Source organism: Acetohalobium arabaticum DSM 5501 (assembly GCF_000144695.1).
Classification (GTDB): domain Bacteria; phylum Bacillota; class Halanaerobiia; order Halobacteroidales; family Acetohalobiaceae; genus Acetohalobium; species Acetohalobium arabaticum.
In genome coordinates this window covers 1,015,798-1,035,523 of record NC_014378.1, presented here as the reverse complement: position 1 = coordinate 1,035,523, position 19,726 = coordinate 1,015,798, and the positions used below count along the sequence as shown (strand labels likewise).

General features: G+C 37.1%; 17 protein-coding genes. 1 reads left to right on the top strand and 16 read right to left on the bottom strand.

The features are described from left to right. Positions 1 to 39: 39 nt before the first annotated feature. Entirely contained in the window at positions 40 to 2,760 is a 2,721-nt protein-coding gene (locus acear_RS05060) for a calcium-transporting P-type ATPase, PMR1-type (protein WP_013277935.1), read from the bottom strand. Positions 2,761 to 2,896: 136 nt separating this feature from the next. Here acear_RS05060 and acear_RS05055 point away from each other — a divergent pair, with 136 nt between their 5' ends. Beyond that, positions 2,897 to 4,666: an Rqc2 family fibronectin-binding protein gene (locus acear_RS05055; protein WP_013277934.1), complete on the top strand. Its 1,770-nt coding sequence runs from the start codon at positions 2,897 to 2,899 to the stop codon at positions 4,664 to 4,666. A 34-nt stretch (positions 4,667 to 4,700) separates the two neighbouring features. Here acear_RS05055 and acear_RS05050 read toward each other — a convergent pair whose 3' ends face one another. The 15 genes from acear_RS05050 to acear_RS04980 form a co-directional block, all read right to left on the bottom strand. Beyond that, positions 4,701 to 5,594: a GNAT family N-acetyltransferase gene (locus tag acear_RS05050; protein WP_013277933.1), complete on the bottom strand. Its 894-nt coding sequence runs from the start codon at positions 5,592 to 5,594 to the stop codon at positions 4,701 to 4,703. A 137-nt stretch (positions 5,595 to 5,731) separates the two neighbouring features. Further along, positions 5,732 to 6,922: a DUF401 family protein gene (locus tag acear_RS05045; RefSeq protein ID WP_013277932.1), complete on the bottom strand. Its 1,191-nt coding sequence runs from the start codon at positions 6,920 to 6,922 to the stop codon at positions 5,732 to 5,734. A gap of 230 nt (positions 6,923 to 7,152) precedes the next feature. Continuing rightward, positions 7,153 to 8,328: an NAD(P)-dependent malic enzyme gene (locus tag acear_RS05040; protein WP_013277931.1), complete on the bottom strand. Its 1,176-nt coding sequence runs from the start codon at positions 8,326 to 8,328 to the stop codon at positions 7,153 to 7,155. A 77-nt stretch (positions 8,329 to 8,405) separates the two neighbouring features. Next, positions 8,406 to 9,203 carry a methyltetrahydrofolate cobalamin methyltransferase gene (locus acear_RS05035; RefSeq protein ID WP_013277930.1) on the bottom strand — a complete coding sequence of 266 codons (798 nt, stop codon included), beginning with the start codon at positions 9,201 to 9,203 and terminating at the stop codon, positions 8,406 to 8,408. A gap of 33 nt (positions 9,204 to 9,236) precedes the next feature. Next, entirely contained in the window at positions 9,237 to 9,866 is a 630-nt protein-coding gene (locus tag acear_RS05030) for a corrinoid protein (RefSeq protein ID WP_013277929.1), read from the bottom strand. Positions 9,867 to 9,918: 52 nt separating this feature from the next. Then, positions 9,919 to 10,971, bottom strand: a complete 1,053-nt coding sequence (locus acear_RS05025) for a zinc-dependent alcohol dehydrogenase (protein ID WP_013277928.1) — start codon at positions 10,969 to 10,971, stop codon at positions 9,919 to 9,921. 28 nt (positions 10,972 to 10,999) lie between these two features. Next, on the bottom strand, positions 11,000 to 11,782 hold the full coding sequence (locus tag acear_RS12105) for an MBL fold metallo-hydrolase (RefSeq protein ID WP_013277927.1): 783 nt from the start codon (positions 11,780 to 11,782) through the stop codon (positions 11,000 to 11,002). A gap of 31 nt (positions 11,783 to 11,813) precedes the next feature. After that, entirely contained in the window at positions 11,814 to 12,047 is a 234-nt protein-coding gene (locus tag acear_RS05015; RefSeq protein WP_013277926.1) for a ubiquitin family protein, read from the bottom strand. Positions 12,048 to 12,138: 91 nt separating this feature from the next. Continuing rightward, positions 12,139 to 14,043, bottom strand: coding sequence for an aldehyde ferredoxin oxidoreductase family protein (locus tag acear_RS05010; protein WP_013277925.1), 1,905 nt, complete (start codon positions 14,041 to 14,043; stop codon positions 12,139 to 12,141). 169 nt (positions 14,044 to 14,212) lie between these two features. Then, positions 14,213 to 15,055 carry a creatininase family protein gene (locus tag acear_RS05005; RefSeq protein ID WP_013277924.1) on the bottom strand — a complete coding sequence of 281 codons (843 nt, stop codon included), beginning with the start codon at positions 15,053 to 15,055 and terminating at the stop codon, positions 14,213 to 14,215. 58 nt (positions 15,056 to 15,113) lie between these two features. Next, entirely contained in the window at positions 15,114 to 15,986 is an 873-nt protein-coding gene (locus tag acear_RS05000; RefSeq protein ID WP_013277923.1) for a 5-deoxy-glucuronate isomerase, read from the bottom strand. A gap of 26 nt (positions 15,987 to 16,012) precedes the next feature. Next, entirely contained in the window at positions 16,013 to 17,182 is a 1,170-nt protein-coding gene (locus acear_RS04995; RefSeq protein WP_013277922.1) for a uroporphyrinogen decarboxylase family protein, read from the bottom strand. Between the two features lie 24 nt (positions 17,183 to 17,206). Then, entirely contained in the window at positions 17,207 to 18,163 is a 957-nt protein-coding gene (locus acear_RS04990) for a hydroxyacid dehydrogenase (RefSeq protein ID WP_013277921.1), read from the bottom strand. Between the two features lie 34 nt (positions 18,164 to 18,197). After that, positions 18,198 to 18,971 (bottom strand): HpcH/HpaI aldolase family protein, encoded by a 774-nt coding sequence (locus tag acear_RS04985; protein ID WP_013277920.1) that lies wholly within the window; start codon positions 18,969 to 18,971, stop codon positions 18,198 to 18,200. Positions 18,972 to 19,000: 29 nt separating this feature from the next. Next, positions 19,001 to 19,393: a cupin domain-containing protein gene (locus tag acear_RS04980; RefSeq protein WP_013277919.1), complete on the bottom strand. Its 393-nt coding sequence runs from the start codon at positions 19,391 to 19,393 to the stop codon at positions 19,001 to 19,003. Positions 19,394 to 19,726 lie beyond the last annotated feature (333 nt).

The window sequence follows — 19,726 nt, the reverse complement described above, 5'->3', positions numbered from 1 at the left end:
GCAATCTAAATCCTAGATCGCCTGGCTTGTTAGCTCCAATTAACTGATTGATTCATTTTTATCATTTTTAATTCTAATATATTGAATTTTACTGCTGATTTTATGAAGTATTCCTTCAAAGAACTCTACTAAAATAGTAGCACTACCAGCAGTAACTAAGATAATAAGCCATTCCCCCTGGTGTAAAGCAGTAGTTTTAAATACACCTTTTAAACCGGGAAGATATAAAACAGCCAGCTGCATTATAAATGAAATTATTACAGAAACCACCAGATGCAGATTGGAAAAGGGATTCATTTCAAAGATACTGTATTCTTCTGACCTACAGCTAAAGACAAAAAAGAGCTGGGCCATTACTAAATTAGTAAAGGCCATAGTTCTTGCCTCTGCTAAACTTCCACCGCTTATCTTTAATCCTAAAATGAAGGCAAAGAGGGTACTTAAGCCTATCAATATCCCCTTAGATATTATCCTAGTTTTTAGACCATGGGCAAAGATACTTTCATCAGGAGGTCTTGGCGAACGCTCCATAATATCTTCGGCAGCTGGATCAACTCCCAGAGCCAAAGCCGGCAGCCCATCGGTCACTAGATTAACCCAGAGAATCTGAATCGGTATTAATGGCAGCTCAAATCCAAAAAGCGATGCCAAAAACATCGTTAATATCTCACCAATATTACAGGAAAGAAGATAACGAATAAACTTACGGATATTATCATAGATTGCTCTACCTTCTTCTACCGCTGCTACTATCGTCCGAAAGTTATCATCAGCCAGGATCAATGAAGAAGCCTCTTGAGTTACATCAGTCCCCTTCTCTCCCATTGCAATTCCTATATCTGCTTCTTTAACTGCAGGTGCATCATTAACACCATCACCGGTCATTGTGACTACTTCTCCTCTATTCTTAAGCGTCTTGACAATCCTTAATTTATCTTCGGGAGTTACCCGAGCATAGACTCTTATTCGATCTATTCTGGATCTGAATTCCTCTTCGCTCATCTGCTTAAGTTCGCTGCCAGTAACAACTTCGTCATTCCTATTTAATAGATTCAGTTCATCAGCAATTGCCTGGGCTGTATTCTTATGATCTCCGGTAACCATCACCGGTTTAATTCCGGCCCGTTTACATCTTGCAATTGCTCGTTTAACTTCCGGACGAGGAGGATCTATCATCCCTACTAAACCTACCAAAACCAAATCAGTTTCATACTTCTCCAGCCGATCTTGATCCAGATTTTTCGGCAATTTCCTTACTGCCACCGCCAGTACCCGCAATGCCTGACTGGATAATTCTTCATTCTGGCGTTTAAAATGATTTAACTTATTTGAAGTTAATTGCTTTACTTCACCATCTTCCCAATAATGGCTGCATCTATCTAAAACTATATCAGGAGCCCCTTTTAGATATAATGTATTCTCTCCATTTCGCTTACCAATCATCGACATCCGCTTGCGGTTAGAACTAAAAGGAACCTCTTTTAATTGCGAAAACTGCTGCTGTAATCTCTCTTTATTCATTCCTGCTTTTCTAGCAGCCAGTAAGAAGGCTCCTTCTGTTGGATCCCCCATCACTTCCCAACTGTTTTGATTTAACATGCCATCTGATTTTTGTTTCAAGTAAGCGTTATTACAGATAGCTCCAATCTGTAATGACTTTCTAACTCCCTCAGCAGATAAAGCTTCTGAATTCAGATCATAAGTCTTACCATCAGTATAAATCTTTTTAATTGTCATTTCATTCTTGGTTAAAGTTCCGGTCTTATCGGAACAGATTACTGTCGTACAGCCTAATGTCTCTACAGAAGGTAACTTTCTAACTATCGCTTGACGTTTAATCATCCGCTGCACACCAATAGCCAACGAAAGTGTTACAATTGCGGGCAAACCTTCCGGAATAGCTGCTACTGCCAGACTGACCCCCGAAAGGAACATTTTATAAATCGGTTCACCTTTGATTACTCCCAGACCAACTACTGCCGCACAGGCCAGAAAACAGATATAAACTAACCACTTACCTAAAGTATCCAGTCTTTTCTGTAAAGGCGTATCGCGTTCTTCTGTATTCTGCAGCATATTGGCTATCTGGCCCATTTCTGTCTCAAGGCCTATATCAGTAATTACTACTTTGGCCCGACCCTTAACAACAGTAGTCCCCATATAAACCATATTGGTTCTATCCCCTAGAGCAACATCCTCAGCTGTAATTCTATTTGCATCCTTTTTAACTGTAATCGATTCCCCTGTTAATGATGCCTCATTAGTTTCTAAATTATTGCTTTCAATAATTCTTCCATCAGCCGGAATCTTATCCCCAGGCTTTAAATAGAGAATATCTCCCGGAACCAGTTCATCAGTAGGAATTTCTTTCCTTTCATTATCGCGGAGAACAGCTGCTTCTGGAGCTGCTAACTCTTTTAAAGCCTGCAGTGATCTTTCTGCTCGATATTCTTGTACAAACCCCATAATTGCATTTAGAATAACTATAGCTATAATAGCAATAGCATCATCCATCTGGCCTAAAAACCCAGAAATAACAACTGCTCCAATCAATACCCAGACCATAAAATCATTAAACTGTTCTAACATCATTCCCAATATTGAAGGACTACTCTGGTCCGGCAGCCGATTAGGACCATACTTTTCCTGTCTAGCTGGAATCTGTGATGATAACAGTCCTGTCTCTAAATCCGTCTTTAGTTCAGTAGTAACATCAGAAATTGATAATTGATACGCTTGAAAATCATCTCTTTCTTCCATAGCTTCCCTCCTTACTTTAACTTATGCCTTATTTTGACTCATATTTATTACTATTCAATTGATTACTAAAAAATTACAATTCAATATTTGCAATTATTTTTTATAAATGTTAGTATTATTCTGTGAGGTGAAAAAGATGGCATTAGATGGATTAACTCTGCAAGCAATTAAAATTGAATTAGAAGAAGAATTAATTGGAGGCCGTTTAGACAAGATATATCAACCAAAAGAAAATCTATTAACTTTAAGATTCAGACAGCCAGGTGAAAATATAAAACTACTCTTGTCAGCCAGTCCACAGAATCCCAGAATTCATATTACTGACAGTGACCATGAAAACCCGCTTCGCCCTCCTACCTTCTGTATGTTACTCCGTAAACACCTAGAACACGGCCGTTTACGCAAAATAGAACAGCCGGACTTTGAACGCATTTTAAAGATTTATATAGATTCTAAAAATAATCAAGGCGAAATTGAAACCAAAATTCTATTAATTGAAGTTATGGGCCGCCATAGCAATATTATCCTTATTGATAATAAGAATCAGATCCTGGATAGTATCAAACGGGTTACTTCTGATATGAGTCGGCATCGAGAAATCCTGCCCGGACATGAATACAAAAAACCGCCTAAACAGGGTAAAACCAACCCCTTAACTGTTAAGAAGGATGAATTTATAAAGCGGATTAAATCGGCCGATATAGAAAAGAAAGTCTATCGTGCTATAATGGATAATATCCGTGGTATCAGTCCCTTAATAGCCAAAGAATTAGCCTATCGAACCGGACTGAATAAAAATGATAAGATTAGAAAGATAAGTAGTATCTCCTTAGAGAAATTATGGCCAGAGTTTAAAAAATTAATCGAACAGATAAAGGCTGAAGACTTCGAACCTAATCTGATTATTGAAGATGATAAATTCAAGGCCTATTCAGTAACTGAATTAACCAGCCTATCAGAGTATCAGAAAAAAAAGTTTGCTACAGCCAATGAATTACTGGATTACTACTTTACTACTAAAATCAGATTAAAAGAAATTACCGATCTTAAAAACTCCCTTAAAGGAGTAACCTCAGATAATATCGAAAAAGCAATGAAGAAATATCGCCGAGTAAAAGGCCAGTTAAAGGGAGCTAGAAATGCTGAAAAGTATAGAATCAAAGGCGAGTTAATTAAAGCCAATATCTACCGGATAAAACCAGGACAGACAAAACTAGAAGCTACAAATTATTATTCAGATGAAGAGGAAACAGTCAATATCCAGCTGGATGCAGATTTATCCCCAGCCGAAAATGCCCAAAAGTACTTCAAAAAATATGATAAAGCAAAGAAAAGTGTAGATTATCTGGAAAATGAATTACGAAAAGCAAAGAATGAAGTTAACTATTTAAAACAAGTAGAGGTTTTAGTAGAACAGGCAGAAAATATCGAAGATTTACAGGAACTGAAAGAAGAATTAACCTCTGAAGGATATATCAAGAAACAGAAATCCAAAAAAGATTCACGCAAAAATAAAAGTAAAAAATCAGAACCGCTTAAATTCAAATCTTCCGATGGCTTCGATATTAGAGTCGGTCGTAATAACCACCAGAATGATAAGTTAGTTAAGTATGAATCCTCTGACCAGGATCTCTGGCTCCATGCTAAGGATATACCAGGATCCCATGTAATCATTAAAAACCATACCCGGGATGAAGTCCCCCAGAATACTATTGAAGAGGCAGCCCATCTAGCAGCCTACTATAGCAAAGGAAAGAATTCTTCCAATGTTCCTGTGGATTATGCTTTGGCTAAACATGTCAACAAACCCAAAGGAGCTAAACCCGGCATGGTCTATTACGAAAATCAACAGACTCTCTATGTTACTCCTCAACAAGAGATAATCGAAGAAATGGATCAACAATAATTAATCCTCCTGGAATCCACCAGGAGGAATTAAATTAGTCTTCAAATTCCATTTTCATTTCTAATCGGGTTTCATCTTTTTTAATCTCCCAAATATCTTCAAGGTCTGATTTAATCTCTTCCCAATCATCAATATGTATATAAGTTAATAATTCTTCCGCTCCTTCTTGTTGAGCAATCTTTGAACCATACTGTAATAAATCTGTAATTAAATCTAAATCATCTCTATCTTCTTCTGCAACAGCAATAAATAAATGCCGATTATCAAAGAAGATGACTCCTTCTCCTGCATCAACACTTACCTTCTGAATTAATGGCTGATTGTAATTTAGTAAACCTTCCTCAGCTAACTCAAAACCGCGCTGCCAGATAAATTCAACTTTATATTGGCTTCCAACCGCTAATTCTAACTCTTTAAATTCATCTAAAGATGAAATCTCTTTGATTGATTCTCCTTCAACTGACGGCAAGTCTTCTTTTACTTCAAAAATCACCTTCTGATTATCCGTTATTTCTTTAAAGCCTATCTTTTTATATAAACCTTTTGATTTATCGATATCAGGCCAGACTACAGAACCAACATAGCCTTTCTTCTTAGTTAGAATCATTCCATAGCGGACTAACTCTGTTCCAAATTTACGACGTTTATATTCATCATCAATCTGCAGCTTAGTTACAAAACCAAAATCATCCTTGGAATCAGGTAACACAACTTCTGTGTAGCCAATTATTTCTTCTCCTAAAACTGCTACGCAGATTATTCCACCTGTTGTATCTATCAAATCATAACGGCCTTGAGCCAACTCCTCTGTCTGCCAATAATCATTTTTGGGAAGTTCATCAAAAAGTTCAACAATCTTTGGAATATCATCTTGGACAGCCTCGCGTAACAATACTTTACCTTCATTCGCATAAACAAATTGCTCCATACCATCACCTCTCTAATTGAAACAATTTTGATCACTTATATGTAATTCCATACTTATTTAATTTTTCCTGCATTATATATAAAATTACTCAATTCCATAAATATTATATCCAATTTAACCAAAAATATGCATAATTCTTAATAAACTATAGCTAATAAGAAAAGAGTCATCAATCCTGTAACTGTCGGCCAGAATAAATCACGATAAACCTGTTTTATTTTTGTTCCAAAATACTCATTAGTCAATATTAAACAGAAATGAACCGGTGAAACAAAATAGCCAAAAAAGACTGCACTATACATAATCATCACCAAAACAGGGTCCTGATCAATAACAGGTAATAATAAAGGGAATGAAATACCAACACCTGATATAATAGCTCCTGTAATATAACCAACTAAAGCCGGAATGATAGTTATTAAAACCATAGTCGGCAGGCCTAAACTTAATAATAAATCTGTCAATAACTTTAAATCGGGACCTGAATTAATAAACTCTTTGAATACCATAATACCTACAATAGAGATCGTCAATTCATAATCAATACTTTCTAATAATAGAGGCCAGCTGAATTTTTGATACTTCATTATAATAACAGCTAATAACCCCATAAGTAACCCAATAATCAAAGATACATTAAATAATAACGGAACTATAAGAGTAATCAATAACGGTAAACTTGTAATCAACAACTGAGAACAAACCTTCCTTATGCTTTTGGATTCTTTTTCCTGTTTATTAAACTCTTTATCCTTAAATAGACTATAATAGCCTGCAATTCCCATAACTATAGCCATAGGAAACTGGAGTTTAATAAGAGTATACATGCTTATACTAGTTAACTGTGCTGCCAAAATTAAACCAGGCATCATCGGAAAGACAAAGCCCCAGATATGCCGATATAAGAAATTAACAGCCATCTCTTTTCTAGCATTTAATCCCATATCATCCCCAACTGATTTTACTAACGGCGCTGACATAATGGCACCGCCGGGAATCGGTAAAGCACCTATAATCGAAGGAATAAACATAGCTATTACCTTTTGATTAAAAATATATGAGTATGCCTCTATCATCTCAGTTAACAACTCAGTCTTCTCCATTAACTGGGCTAAAATTCCAATCAAAGCTACAATAATGATTAATTCTAAAGTAGATTCACTGCTGATGCCTTTAATAAAGACCTCTACTGTCTTTTGAATACTCAATTGTGAGGTTACCGCTACTACAATTGAACCTAGAAACATAGCATGTCCTAAATTCACCTCTTTACCCAACAACCAGATAATTAATCCAAATGCAATTAATACTCCAACAATGCTTAGCATATTTCTTGATACCACCCTCTATTAGATCTAATTTCTATAAGTTATTCAATAATATTATTCCTGGCTAATTAACAAATTCCTTCCTATTAACTTTTATTTATTGATTAAATTTAAATTGTTGCTGGACTTTCAACATAAAGCAGGTAATCATGCCGGGCAAACATGAAAAACCATCACTTAATTGACTAGTGATGGTTAAATACTTAAGATTATAATTTATTTTTTATTAATCATTTAACTTGTGCTATTCCACTCTCCATAGCAGCTTTAGATACTGCTGCAGCAACTTTAGAGACAACTCGTTTATCAAAAGGATCAGGGATTATATAATCAGCTGCTAATTCATCTTCTGAAATTAAGTTAGCTATTGCATAAGCAGCTGCTATTTTCATTTCTTTATTGATATCAGTTGCTCTAACATCTAAAGCTCCTCTAAAGATCCCTGGAAAAGCCAGGACATTATTAATTTGATTGGCATAATCAGACCGCCCCGTCCCAACTACTACTGCTCCAGCTTCTTTAGCAGCATCAGGTCTAATTTCAGGTACCGGATTAGCCATGGCAAAGATAATAGCATCATCAGCCATACTGGCTACCATCTCCTGTGATACTATATCCGGTGCTGAAACACCAATAAAAACATCAGCACCTTCCATGGCTGATGCTAGATCACCAGTTAGCTGTTCTTTATTCGTTACCTCAGCCATTTCCGCTTGAATCGAATTCATCTGTTCTTCTTCAGGATGAAGAATACCGAAAATATCACACATAATTACATCTTTAACTCCAGCACTCAATAACAGTTTGGCAATAGCAATTCCGGCTGAACCAGCACCATTGACTACTACTTTTGTCTGATCTAATTCTTTTTTTGTATACTTTAAAGCATTGATCAGTCCAGCTAGAACTACAATTGCTGTCCCATGCTGGTCATCATGAAAAATAGGAAGATCAAGCTCCTCCTTTAATCTTGTTTCAATCTCAATACAGCGAGGCGAAGAAATATCCTCTAGATTAATTCCACCAAAGGTAGGGGCCAATCTCTTAACTGTCTCTACAATTTCATCTACATTCTGAGTATCAAGGCAGAGAGGGAAAGCATCTACACCAGCAAACTCTTTAAAGAGTACTGCTTTCCCTTCCATAACCGGCAGTGAAGCCTCTGGACCGATATTGCCCAATCCTAAAACGGCACTTCCATCAGAAACTATGGCTACCAAATTGCCTTTGGCAGTATACTCATAAACTTTATCAATATCCCGATCAATTTCTTTACATGGTTCAGCTACTCCTGGTGTATAAGCAATACTGAGGTCATCTTTATCTTTAACTTCAATCTTACTCTCAACTTTTATCTTTCCCTTATGTTGACTATGTGCTTTTAAAGCTTCTTCTTTTAAGGACAAAACGCTAACCTCCTGTAAATAACAGATTTAATTTTCAATTGATTATTATTTCTCCAACAATATATTCCTTTCTCAAGTTAGATTATAAGTCCATCACTTTTTGCTGCTTTGATATAATCACTACAGTACTGATCCTTACCTAATAACGTATCTGCAGCGATAGCTAAAGACATAATCTTTTCATCTAATGGATCTAAAATAGCACTATCCATACCTCTACTCATTGCCAGTACTACGAAAGTCTGGTTTAAAAGCTTTCTCTGCGGCAGACCGTGGGAGATATTGCTTAGTCCACAAGTAATATGCACATCTTCATACTTGTTGGTAATCTCATCAATAGCAGATAGAATATATTCTCCCATCTCCTCATCAGTTCCGATCGGCTGAATAATTGGATCAACATAGATATCATCTTCGGCAATACCCTCAGCAGTTAGATCCTCAATTAGCTTAGTTGCTGTTTCAATTCTATCCGTATCATCTTCAGGCATACCTTCCTCATTCATCACTAAGGCTATAATTTGAGCATCATATTCCTGAATTAATGGTAGAATCTCTTGGAATCTATCTTCTTCGGCAGTAATTGAATTGACTAAGGCTTTGCCCTCATGGGCCTCTAGGCCTCTTTTAATTGCTTCTGGATCAGGACTATCGATACATAATGGTACATCTACAACTTCCTGTACTGTTTTAACTAACCACTCTAGTGCCTCTGGCTCTTCCTTAATTAAGGTTCCGCAATTAACATCGATATAGTCAGCTCCGGCTTCTTCCTGCTTTTTAGCCAACTCTTGAATAAATTCAGTATCTCTATCCTTAACTGCAGGTTCTACTTCATCACGACTCGTATTGATTAATTCTCCAATAATTATCATCTATTTATCACTCCCAAATTATATATATTTAATCTATGCAAGTTCACGCACTAAATCAGTAGCAACACTTCCATCGGGCGCATAGCCGTCAGCACCAATCTCATCGGCAAAGTCCTGGCTTACAGGTGCTCCACCTAAGATAATCTTAACTTCATCTCTGATGCCTGCCTCTTCTAAGGCTTCAATTGCTTCTTCCATAGCCGGCATAGTTGTAGTCAGTAAAGCTGATAATCCTAATACATCCGGCTTATGCTCTTTAACCGCTTCTACAATCTCATCAGCTGACTTATCTATTCCTATGTCAACTACCTCAAAACCAGCACCTTCAATCATCATTGCTACTAAGTTCTTACCGATATCATGGAGATCTCCTTTGACAGTACCAATTACTACTGTTCCTGCCGAGGAAGAATCAGCATCTGACAATAGCGGCTTAACTATATCCATTCCTGCATGCATAGATTTAGCTGAAATCAATACTTCCGGCACAAACATATCCTGATTCTTAAATCTCTTACCAACAACATTCATCCCGGCAACTAAACCTTCTTTGATAATCTTACTTGGTTTCTGACCGGCATCCACTAATTTTTGAGCTATTTCGGCCACTTTTTCCACTTCTCCATTAATTACTGCATCAGCAATTTCATTAAATTCACTCATTTTCATCTCTCCTTAATTTTATCTAATTATTTTAGTTTAAAGTTATCTATATCTAGGGAGTAATAACCACTTTAAGTGTCTTGGCTCGTTCCTCATAAATAAAGTCAAATGCTCCTTCAGCATCTTTCAGTGATAAAGTTTGAGTAATTAAATCCTGAGTCTGTATTTTACCAGATTCCATCATATCAATTGTCGGCTGAAAAGCATTAGGGCTAGCCAGACAGTTATGAATATCCAGATCTTTAACAATTGTCGTATTAACATCAACAGTTAACTCACTCTGGGGATAGATGCTTAATAAACAGAGTTCACCGCCTGGTTTAACTGCTTCAATCGCCTGCTGTAAACCTGTTTCATTACCACAGGCTTCAATAACTACATCTGCTCCCTGTCCAGCCGTATATTCCATCACAGCCTCAATAACTTCCTGATTATGCCGATTAATCGTTTCCGCATTACATAACTTTTCAACAATTGCCAGCTTTTCATCATAAGAACCGGATAAAATCACCTCTTTAGCTCCAGCAGCATCGGCACATTGAACAGCTAACTGCCCAATTGGTCCATCGCCGATTACTAATACAGTATCTCCCATCTCAATATCAGTCCTCATTACTCCATAAACACAGGTAGCTGCTGACTCTACTAATGCTGCTTCCGGCATTGAAATGCTTTCGGGAACATTATAGAGATTACGGGCTGGCATCACAATATACTCAGCAAAACCGCCCTCTTTATTGCGGTAACTACCTACTACCCGGCGATTAGGACAGAGATTATACCTGCCGCTCATACAGTAACTACAGTCACCACAGCCCAAAGAAACATCACCAACCACTCGATCACCAGGACCGAAGTCAGTTACATCCTCGCCTACCTCTTCAATTACTCCTGCCCATTCATGGCCGGGAGTAATCGGCAGTGTTGTACAGCCCCATTCTAAATAAGGATGGTCACCTTCATAAAGTTCAACATCTGATCCACAGACACCAACAGCTTTAACTTTAATTAAAGCCTGTTCCGGTCCAACCTCCGGTATGGGGATATCAACTACTCTCATATCCTGTTTACCAAAAATTCTAGCTGCCTTCATCTTCTCTGTCATTTTAATCTCCTCCTGCTTAATTACTTTCCTATCTGTTCTCTTCATTTCCGGAATAAAGGTAATAATCACCTAAAGTTATTAATTCAGATTCAGCCTCCGGCGCAATATAGTCAACATACTCTACAAACTCTCCTGGATTACCATTATGTTCAGCAAACATCCAAAAATGTGAAGGAATTACTACTTCTACTTTACAGTCCCGGGTTACCAGAGCTGCTTCCAGTGGATTTAGATTATTGAATTTACCATTAATTGGAGCAATCAAAACTTCAGGCTCCATACCAAAAGCTAGCTCCATCTTATCCGGGGTATAGGCTGTATCCCCTGTATAATATACCTTAGTTCCTGCAAAATCCAGCATATAGCCTACAGCCTGCGGTGCTAAATCGCCGTGGTCAGCAAAGACTACTCTCACCTTACAGCTGTTAAGTTCTACTTCACTGCCTTCTTCTACTTGAAGTAGCTTATCCTTATTGACCCCCAAATTACAGCATTTATCAATACAGGGCTGGGGAGCAATTAATTTAATTTCCTCTTGTTCCATAATACTAGGAATACTATCTACATCGAGGTGATCGCCATGTTCATGACTAATTAAGACATAATCTGCTTCTACTTCATCTTCTGTTATTAAGGAAGGATAAATTCGCTGAAAACCGTATAGTCTTTCTGCACAATTAGATAAATAAGGATCGATATAAATAATCTCTCCTTGAGCCGATTTTAATACAAAACCGGCATTACCTAACCAAAAAATCGCTATATTTCCCGTGGATACCTCTAACTTCTTAATCTCTTCCTGCAGACTCACTTATAACCACTTCTTTCTAAATTATTTTCTTTTATCCTCCACCAAAGATAGGATAAATATCTATTTGAGCATCAGCTTCAATTTCAGCATCTAGTTTTACTTTTTTATCATTCTGTAAGACTATTTTGGTTTCATTTTTCTCTAAACCTAGTTCACCATATAACCAGGTAATAGTAGCATCATCAGGTACAGCCATTTCTGTTAACTTCTTTCTATCCAGGTATTTATCCAGTCCACCATGTAACTTAACTTGAATCTCCTTCATTCTTCCCACCAACCTTCAACTATATTTCAATTTTAACTTTCCCTATAATTACCCTGTATTCAACAAGGCAATTATAGTAAGGAAAGGGGGCTTATAAATATTCTTCAACAATCTCTTTAAACTCATCGTGAAGAGCCAATTCTTTAAGTTTAGCTTTCAGTGGTTTTCCATCTTCATCCCAACCTGCCATTTGATAATATTGTTTTATAGCAGCTTCAAATTCTTCTTTATCCAAAGCTTTTTCTCCATCATGCGGACCACCTTTAATATCCTTAAAGAAATGCTCAGGTAATTTATCATCCTCAGCTGAAAAACCTTCTCGAATATTAAATAACCGCATTAAGTTTTCAGTTCTTTCACCAACTTTCATCAGTTCCCATAAACTTGTATTCCAACCAGTAACTCCTTCCACTAAATCCATAAACTTATCTAACGGTAAAATCCCCCTAGCAATCACACTAAACACACAAGTACCAAGACAATCATAGACTGAAGTTAATAGATTAGTATAGTAAAAGAAACGAATTTTATCTGCACTTAAATCTACAGCAGGTACTTCTTCTAAAATTCCTAATGGCTTTATAGCTTGAGTTCCCAAAGAATCTTCTTCAGTAAAGAATGGGTCGTGTTGAGCCACCCAATGATCTCCTCCATAACTGGATAAAGCAAACTGTAATCCTAAACCAGTTTTTACTCGAGGATCATGCATCGGTACCTCCTGATTTTTAGTTACTCTTAAAAATGGTTTAGCTTCTTCTCCGATCTCTTTAGCTAAACGAGCAGAACCTAAAGCTAATTTTTTTCCAAACCCTTCTTGCTTAGCAGTTTGCTCAATTAATGGCAATAAGACATCACCATTTCCAAATTCAAGCTCAAACCCACCAGTATCTTCTTTGGTAAGCAATCCTTCTTCATAACAGTGCATTGCAAAAGAAAGAGTCATTCCAAAAGAAATAGTATCTATGGTATATTTATTACATAATTCATTAGCTTTAGAAACTAACTTTATATCATTAAATCCACAGTTAGAACCAATTGCCCCTAATGTTTCATACTCCGGCCCTCCATATTCAGGATCTATTTTATAATCCTCGTCTTCATATTCAACAACTCGTTTACAGCGAATTGGACAGCCAAAACAGCCTGTTCGGTTAATTAAAATTTCTTCTAGTGCATCACTACCAATCTGTTCTGCATCAGAAAAGTAATTTTCCTTCCAGTTATTAGTAGGTAAAGCTCCACCAGCATTTACGCTAGTAATTCCTCCCGCAGTTCCGGTTTCATGCAACCCGGAAGTTAAAGGATGGTCATGAACATTCTTTCCTACCCACTTCATAATATCCTTTACACTCTGTTCATCTGAACAGGGGACATCCTGCTGTCCTTTTGCTACAATAGCTTTTAAATTCTTTGAACCCATTACTGCTCCCATACCATTGCGGCCATTAAAATGAGCTAAATCATTACATATATTAGCATATGTAACCTGGTTTTCTCCGCCAGGACCAATCTGTAATACTCTAGCTCTAGAACCATGACGATCTTGAAGTATTTCTTCTACTTCTTTAGTGGTTTTTCCCCATAAATTCTCCGCAGTCTTTAATGAAACCTCTTCATCACTTACAAAAAGATAAGTTGGCTCAGCAGCCTGGCCTTTAATTATAACTCCATCATAACCAGCCTTTTTAAATCTAGGTCCCCACCAACCTCCAGCTTCAGAAGTACCAAAAGCGCCTGTTAATGGTGATTTAGCTGATACTGAATACCTCATTACTCCCGGTGCTGGAGATCCAGTAACAACTGAATTAGTAATAATCAATGCATTTTCAGGTCCTAACGGGTCTGCTCCTTGAGGAATCTCTTTTAGAGCATAATAAGCTGCAATTCCAGGACCTCCAAGATACTTTCGATAAAACTTATCTTCTTTTTCATCTATCATTATTTTCTCTTCGGTAAGATTAACTTTTAATATTTTACTATGATATCCATTCCCCATAGTTAAACCTCCTTATATTTCTGTCGATGAAGATCCAAAATGTATTTTACTTCTTTGCTTAAAGAAGACATAATTTTAAATTTAGTAAATTATATTTATGAAGCTGCTAAAAAAGGGGATAATATGAACAATCCCCTTCTTAAACATATAAACAATCTACATTATATAATTAATTAGTCTCTACATCTTCACCAGTAGGGTGCTTCTCTTTAATATGATTAACTAACTTAATCGTACGTTCAACAACATAATCAGTATACTCTTTACCTTTCTCTTCAGTTGCTAGGCTCGGCTTACCTACTACTCCAATTAACTCTCCATCTTCATTTGTAAGATCCTTATATTCTGGAGCACTAACAGTTCCTGAATCAAAACGAAGAGGCTTAGAAGAAGCATAATCTGTACAGCCGTCAACAAAATCACCATCTACTAAAGAAGTAGCATCCATATCAACTGCTTTGCTCATATCAACATATTCTGCAAAATGAGCAAGTGCAATTGATGTTTCTGCTTCATCAGCATGCCAGAAAGGAGTTTCGAAAATATCATCATGTACATCCCGAATCATTCTCTGGAACATTACTGACAGTACAAAATAACCTTCTTTACCTAAATCATTAACAGTATAGTTTGTAACAAAGGCTTGACCGTGACCAAAAAATAAAATGAATTTTTTAAACCCAGCTTTAGAAGCACCTTTTACTACATCTTTAATTAACTTATCTAATGTATCATTAGATAAAGGAATAGTCCCGGGGAAATCCCAATGATGATGTGGATGAGCACCATACCACGGTGTAGGCAATAACATAGCCCCTGTTTCTTCAGCTACTTTTTCTAACATGGGGAATAACTGTAAAGTATCATGTCCCGTTGGTAAATGATGTCCGTGCTGTTCAATAGAACCTAAAGGTAAAATAGCAATATCACATTCTTTTGCATGTTCTACAACTTCATTCCAGCTTTTATGCTGCCACCAGTAAGACTCTTTTTTTTCTGCTTCTTCTGTCATAATTAACACTCCCTATTTTTAATTTAAACATTAAGAATATTATAAATATTAAGTCTAATTACTTAACCTTACCTACCATTACATCAGTTAATTCTCGGCCAACGCTTTCTTCAAATAGAGTTTCGGCATCCTGTAACCATTTAAATCTAGGATCAAAAGTTAATTTATATACTTTTTCTTTACCGGCCAATCCCCAGAGAAGATAATAACGGCATCCAGGTGCTGCCTGAGAAGTATGATAGCCTTTAGGAATAGCTACCGCACAATTTTCATCATCTATAATATGACTTTCATCCCAGCCCTCCTCGTAATTAAAGGTATGATGGACTGCAAAAGCACCATGTGCCCCTTGTAATTTGAAGGAGAAGATCTCTTCCAGCGGATACTCATCATCACTCTCAGTATCATGCTTGTGAGCAGGAAATCCAATCCAGCTACCAGGATTTGAAACTGATTCGCCAACTATCAATTTCTGAGTTATATCTGATTCAGGTCCAAAAATAACCCGAACGCTGCGGCGCCAATTTTTAGCTCCACTCATGGTTTCAGTAAGGTCTTCCGGCTTTACAAAATGAGCAGCTCCACCTTCATTACAGGGGGCAGCATAAACTCTAGCCTCCATTCCCGTTTCAGTTTCTAATTTAAAACTACTTTTAGGAGGAATATAAATAGCTGTTGGAAGCTGGTCAAAAACATCATACCGTACCCCTTTAACTTCTTCAAGACCGGTACTATTTTCACACTCAACTGTAGCTGTAAAGTCTCCATCCTGTAATACAATAGCCAATTCTCTATCTTCTACCTTATGTTCTAATCTATCTCCAGCTTCCAGTAAAATACGGTCAAAATTTAGATACTTCATATCAGAATTATCTTCAGTAATTATATTCTGATAGCCTTCTTCATCTTCAAACCTATATAAATTACTCATCTTAAAGACTCCTTTCTTTACCATTCTTAATAAGCATCACAGGCAGATTCATATAGAGCATCATAAAAGGCAACTATATTCTCCGGCGGTACATCCTTCTGAATATTATGGATTGAAGCTAAAACCAAGCCGCCGCCAGCAGCTAAGTCATTAACCCGCTGCTTAACCTCCTGTCGAATCTCTTCTGGAGTCCCTTTGGATAATGTATTCTGACTATCGCAGGTAGCCCCCCAGAAACTTATCTCATCGCCAAATTCTTCTTTTAGACGAGCAGTATCTCCCATTCCCTCAGCTGAAACTTGAACTGGATTTAAAGCATCAAAACCAATATCTATCATATCAGGTATAAATTCAGATACAGCACCATCACAGTGATAAACAACTTTGACGTCAGCTTTAGACTTAATAAAGGATACAACCTTTTCTTGTGCCGGCTTAATCTGTTCACGATACATTGAAGGCCTCATCAATGGCGCTTCCTGAGTTCCCAGATCATCAGATAATACAACCACCTGCAGATACTCTCCAATCTCTTCTAATACCATCTCCCACCAACCAAGGTGAAAGTCTACTATTTTCTCCAGTAGCGCTTCAACTATCTCCGGTTCCATCACTAACTTCATAAAGAATTCCTGATAACCTATAAACCAGGTACAGGGCACATAAATTCCGCCCCCTAATGGACCGCTTAAAACTAAACAGTAATCTGTCTCTTCATAAATCCGCTTAGCTTCCTTCTTCAGACCAGCAATTCGGCTAGGATCTTTAGGGTCGGGCCAAGGATAATTTTCAATATCTTCTACTGTACAGTCTTTTAGCGGATTGCCTACCGGATCATAATAAAGTCCTGATGTCTGCCATTTGATTCCAAACTCATCTTTGTACCACTTTCTGCCATCTTCATCCTCATGAATCTCTAATTCCCAGTCACCAGGTCCCGAAGTATATAAAGGATAGCAATCTGATTTAAAACGCTGCCGAATCTCTTCATCTATTAAAACGGATTGAGAATTAAAGTAAGCAATTTCTGCTTCATCTTCATCACAATCATACCCCAAATAATCCATTAAGTTAATATAAGCATCGCGGTGGAGGGTAGTTAAGTTATAGATACCCCCGATATCAATAGGAATCCTATCAGTTTCTTGATGTTCTAAAGCTTTGATAATTCTTTCTCGAGAAGTAAGTTCAGACATTCTACCACCTCCTTTGCTTACTGTTTATTTTAAAACTTCCGGATTGATTAGATATTCTGGTTCTTCACCCTTAAAGCAATCTATTACTCCCTGAGCAGCATGGGTTGCCATCTTAATCTTTGATTCTTCTGTTAAAGCTGCATTATGAGGAGAACAGACAACATTATCCAACTCGAATAGCGGATTATCCGATGATGGTGGATTATTAGTATAGACATCAAGGGCTGCTCCCTTAATCTCTCCAGTCTTTAATGCTTCATATAAAGCTTCTTCATCAGCAATAGCACCTCGGGCAGCATTGATAAAGAAAGCACTCTCTTTCATCTTGGCAAAGGCATCTTCATCAATCATTCCTTCTGTTTCATCATTCAAAGGCAGATGAAGTGAAACGATATCTGCTCTGGCATAAATATCATCTAGCTCATCGACTAGTTCAATTCCTGCCTCTTCAGCCTGGACTGGATCAGCATAAGGATCATAAGCAATAACTTCTACATCCATGGCCTGCAGCATATCGGTTAAAATTAGACCAATAGTGCCCATTCCGATAATTCCGGCTGTCTTACCCTTGAGCTCGGTACCGATTATCTTATCTCTAGAATGAAATCTACCTTCTCTAACCTCTTTATCCATCACTACAAAGTTTTTGGCTATAGTTAAAATCATTGTTAAAGTATGTTCAGCTACAGAATAGATGTTGGATTCAGGAGCATTAACTACCACTACTCCTTCCTTAGTTGCTGTTTCAATATCGATATTATCGACACCAACACCGTGTTTAGCAACTACTTCTAACTGTGGAGCATTCTTGATTACTTCCGTAGGTATCTCAGCCTTACGGATAATAATCCCATGACAGTCAGCAGCCTCTTCAACTAAAGTATCTATTTTATAATCTGAAGCCTGAACTACTTCAGCTACTTCTTCTAATAGCTTAACACCTTCTTCATGAATCGGTTCAGTTAATAGAACCTTTTTCATGTCTTTAGCCTCCTTCTTTTTAATTCTGCTTACTCTATTCGTCTTCCTTCATCTCTGCTACAAATTCTCTTGCACTTGAACCAAGCATACCATGGTCGGTACTGATCATAACGTAATTTACTCCTCGATCTATCAACTCTTTAGCCTGAGCAGGATTAGAGGCTACCATCCCTACATCCTTACCGGCATCCAACACTTTATCAACAATTGTATCTACACTCTCTTTTAACTTTGGATGATCTCCCTGACCGATAATTCCTAAAGATTGGGATAAATCCATCGGCCCAATAAAGACTACATCTAATTCATCTTCAAGTAAGATCTCATCTAAATTATTCATTGAAGTCTCTGTTTCACAATGCATCACAACTAATGTATCTTCATTAGCCTGTTTAACAAATTCCTGCTTATCCATTGTTCCATAACCGGCAGACCGATTACCAGGAGAGAAGCCGCGCTGACCTTCCGGTGCATACTTGGCACTTCTAATTACTTCCTCAATTCCTTCTTTAGTATCTACATTAGGCACCTGCACTCCTAAAGCTCCGGCATCTAGAGCCTGTAATACTTCGATAAAGCTATTCTCTCTTACCCTAATAATAGGAGCTATATCTGTTATTTCTGCTGCTCGAATCATATTGACCATTGTCTCTTTATCTCTAGAAATATGTTCATTATCAGCTACAAAAAAATCAAATCCAGCCAGACCTAAAATCTCTACTGAAGCAGGGTCATTCATCTTAACAAAAGTCCCAACAACTGGTTCACCATTCTTTAACTTCTGCTTTACTTCATTTTTTCTAATCATAATCTAAGCCTCCTATCATTTTTAATTATTTATTTCTTCTGAATCTCAATAGATTCTAAAAATTTACCTTCAGCTTCAATTGCTGGTGTATAGACACAGAATAACTTCAAAGTTTCATCACCTAAGTTACGTACGTCATGTTCTACACCTTCGGGAGCATAGATTAAACAATCAGGCTCTATTGGCTCAACTACCTCTTCGCCATCTTCAATTGTCACTGCCTCACCGCGGCCTGTTGCTACGTACATATATTCTGCTGCCTCATGAGTATGTACTCCCGTTGAAGAATCAGACTCAATAATTGAAATTAAAATCGTATGCTCATCACAATTGTCTAACTCCGGACACATCAATGTCTTTAACACTCGATTATTTGGTGCAGGAACCTTAACTCCCGGTACATCCTTAATATTAATTACCATGATCATCCCTCCAATGATTAAAATAATCTCCATCGCCTCTGGAATATTTTTCTGTAATCGTTTACAGAACTTATACAAATAATATCACAATCATTATAAATTGTCAAAGAAGTTTATAATTTACTACTTTACTATCTTCAACACCCAATTATTCGATGCTAAAACCTTAACTCTTAGTATATCCTTGAAATTAGTTACTATATTCATTCTTCCATAATTAAATTATTCTTCATTGCCCATTATTATTTTTCTGTAAACGATTACAGAACTTAAGTAAATAATAGCATAATTATTATAAACTGTCAAATGATTTTATTGATTCTCGAATAAATA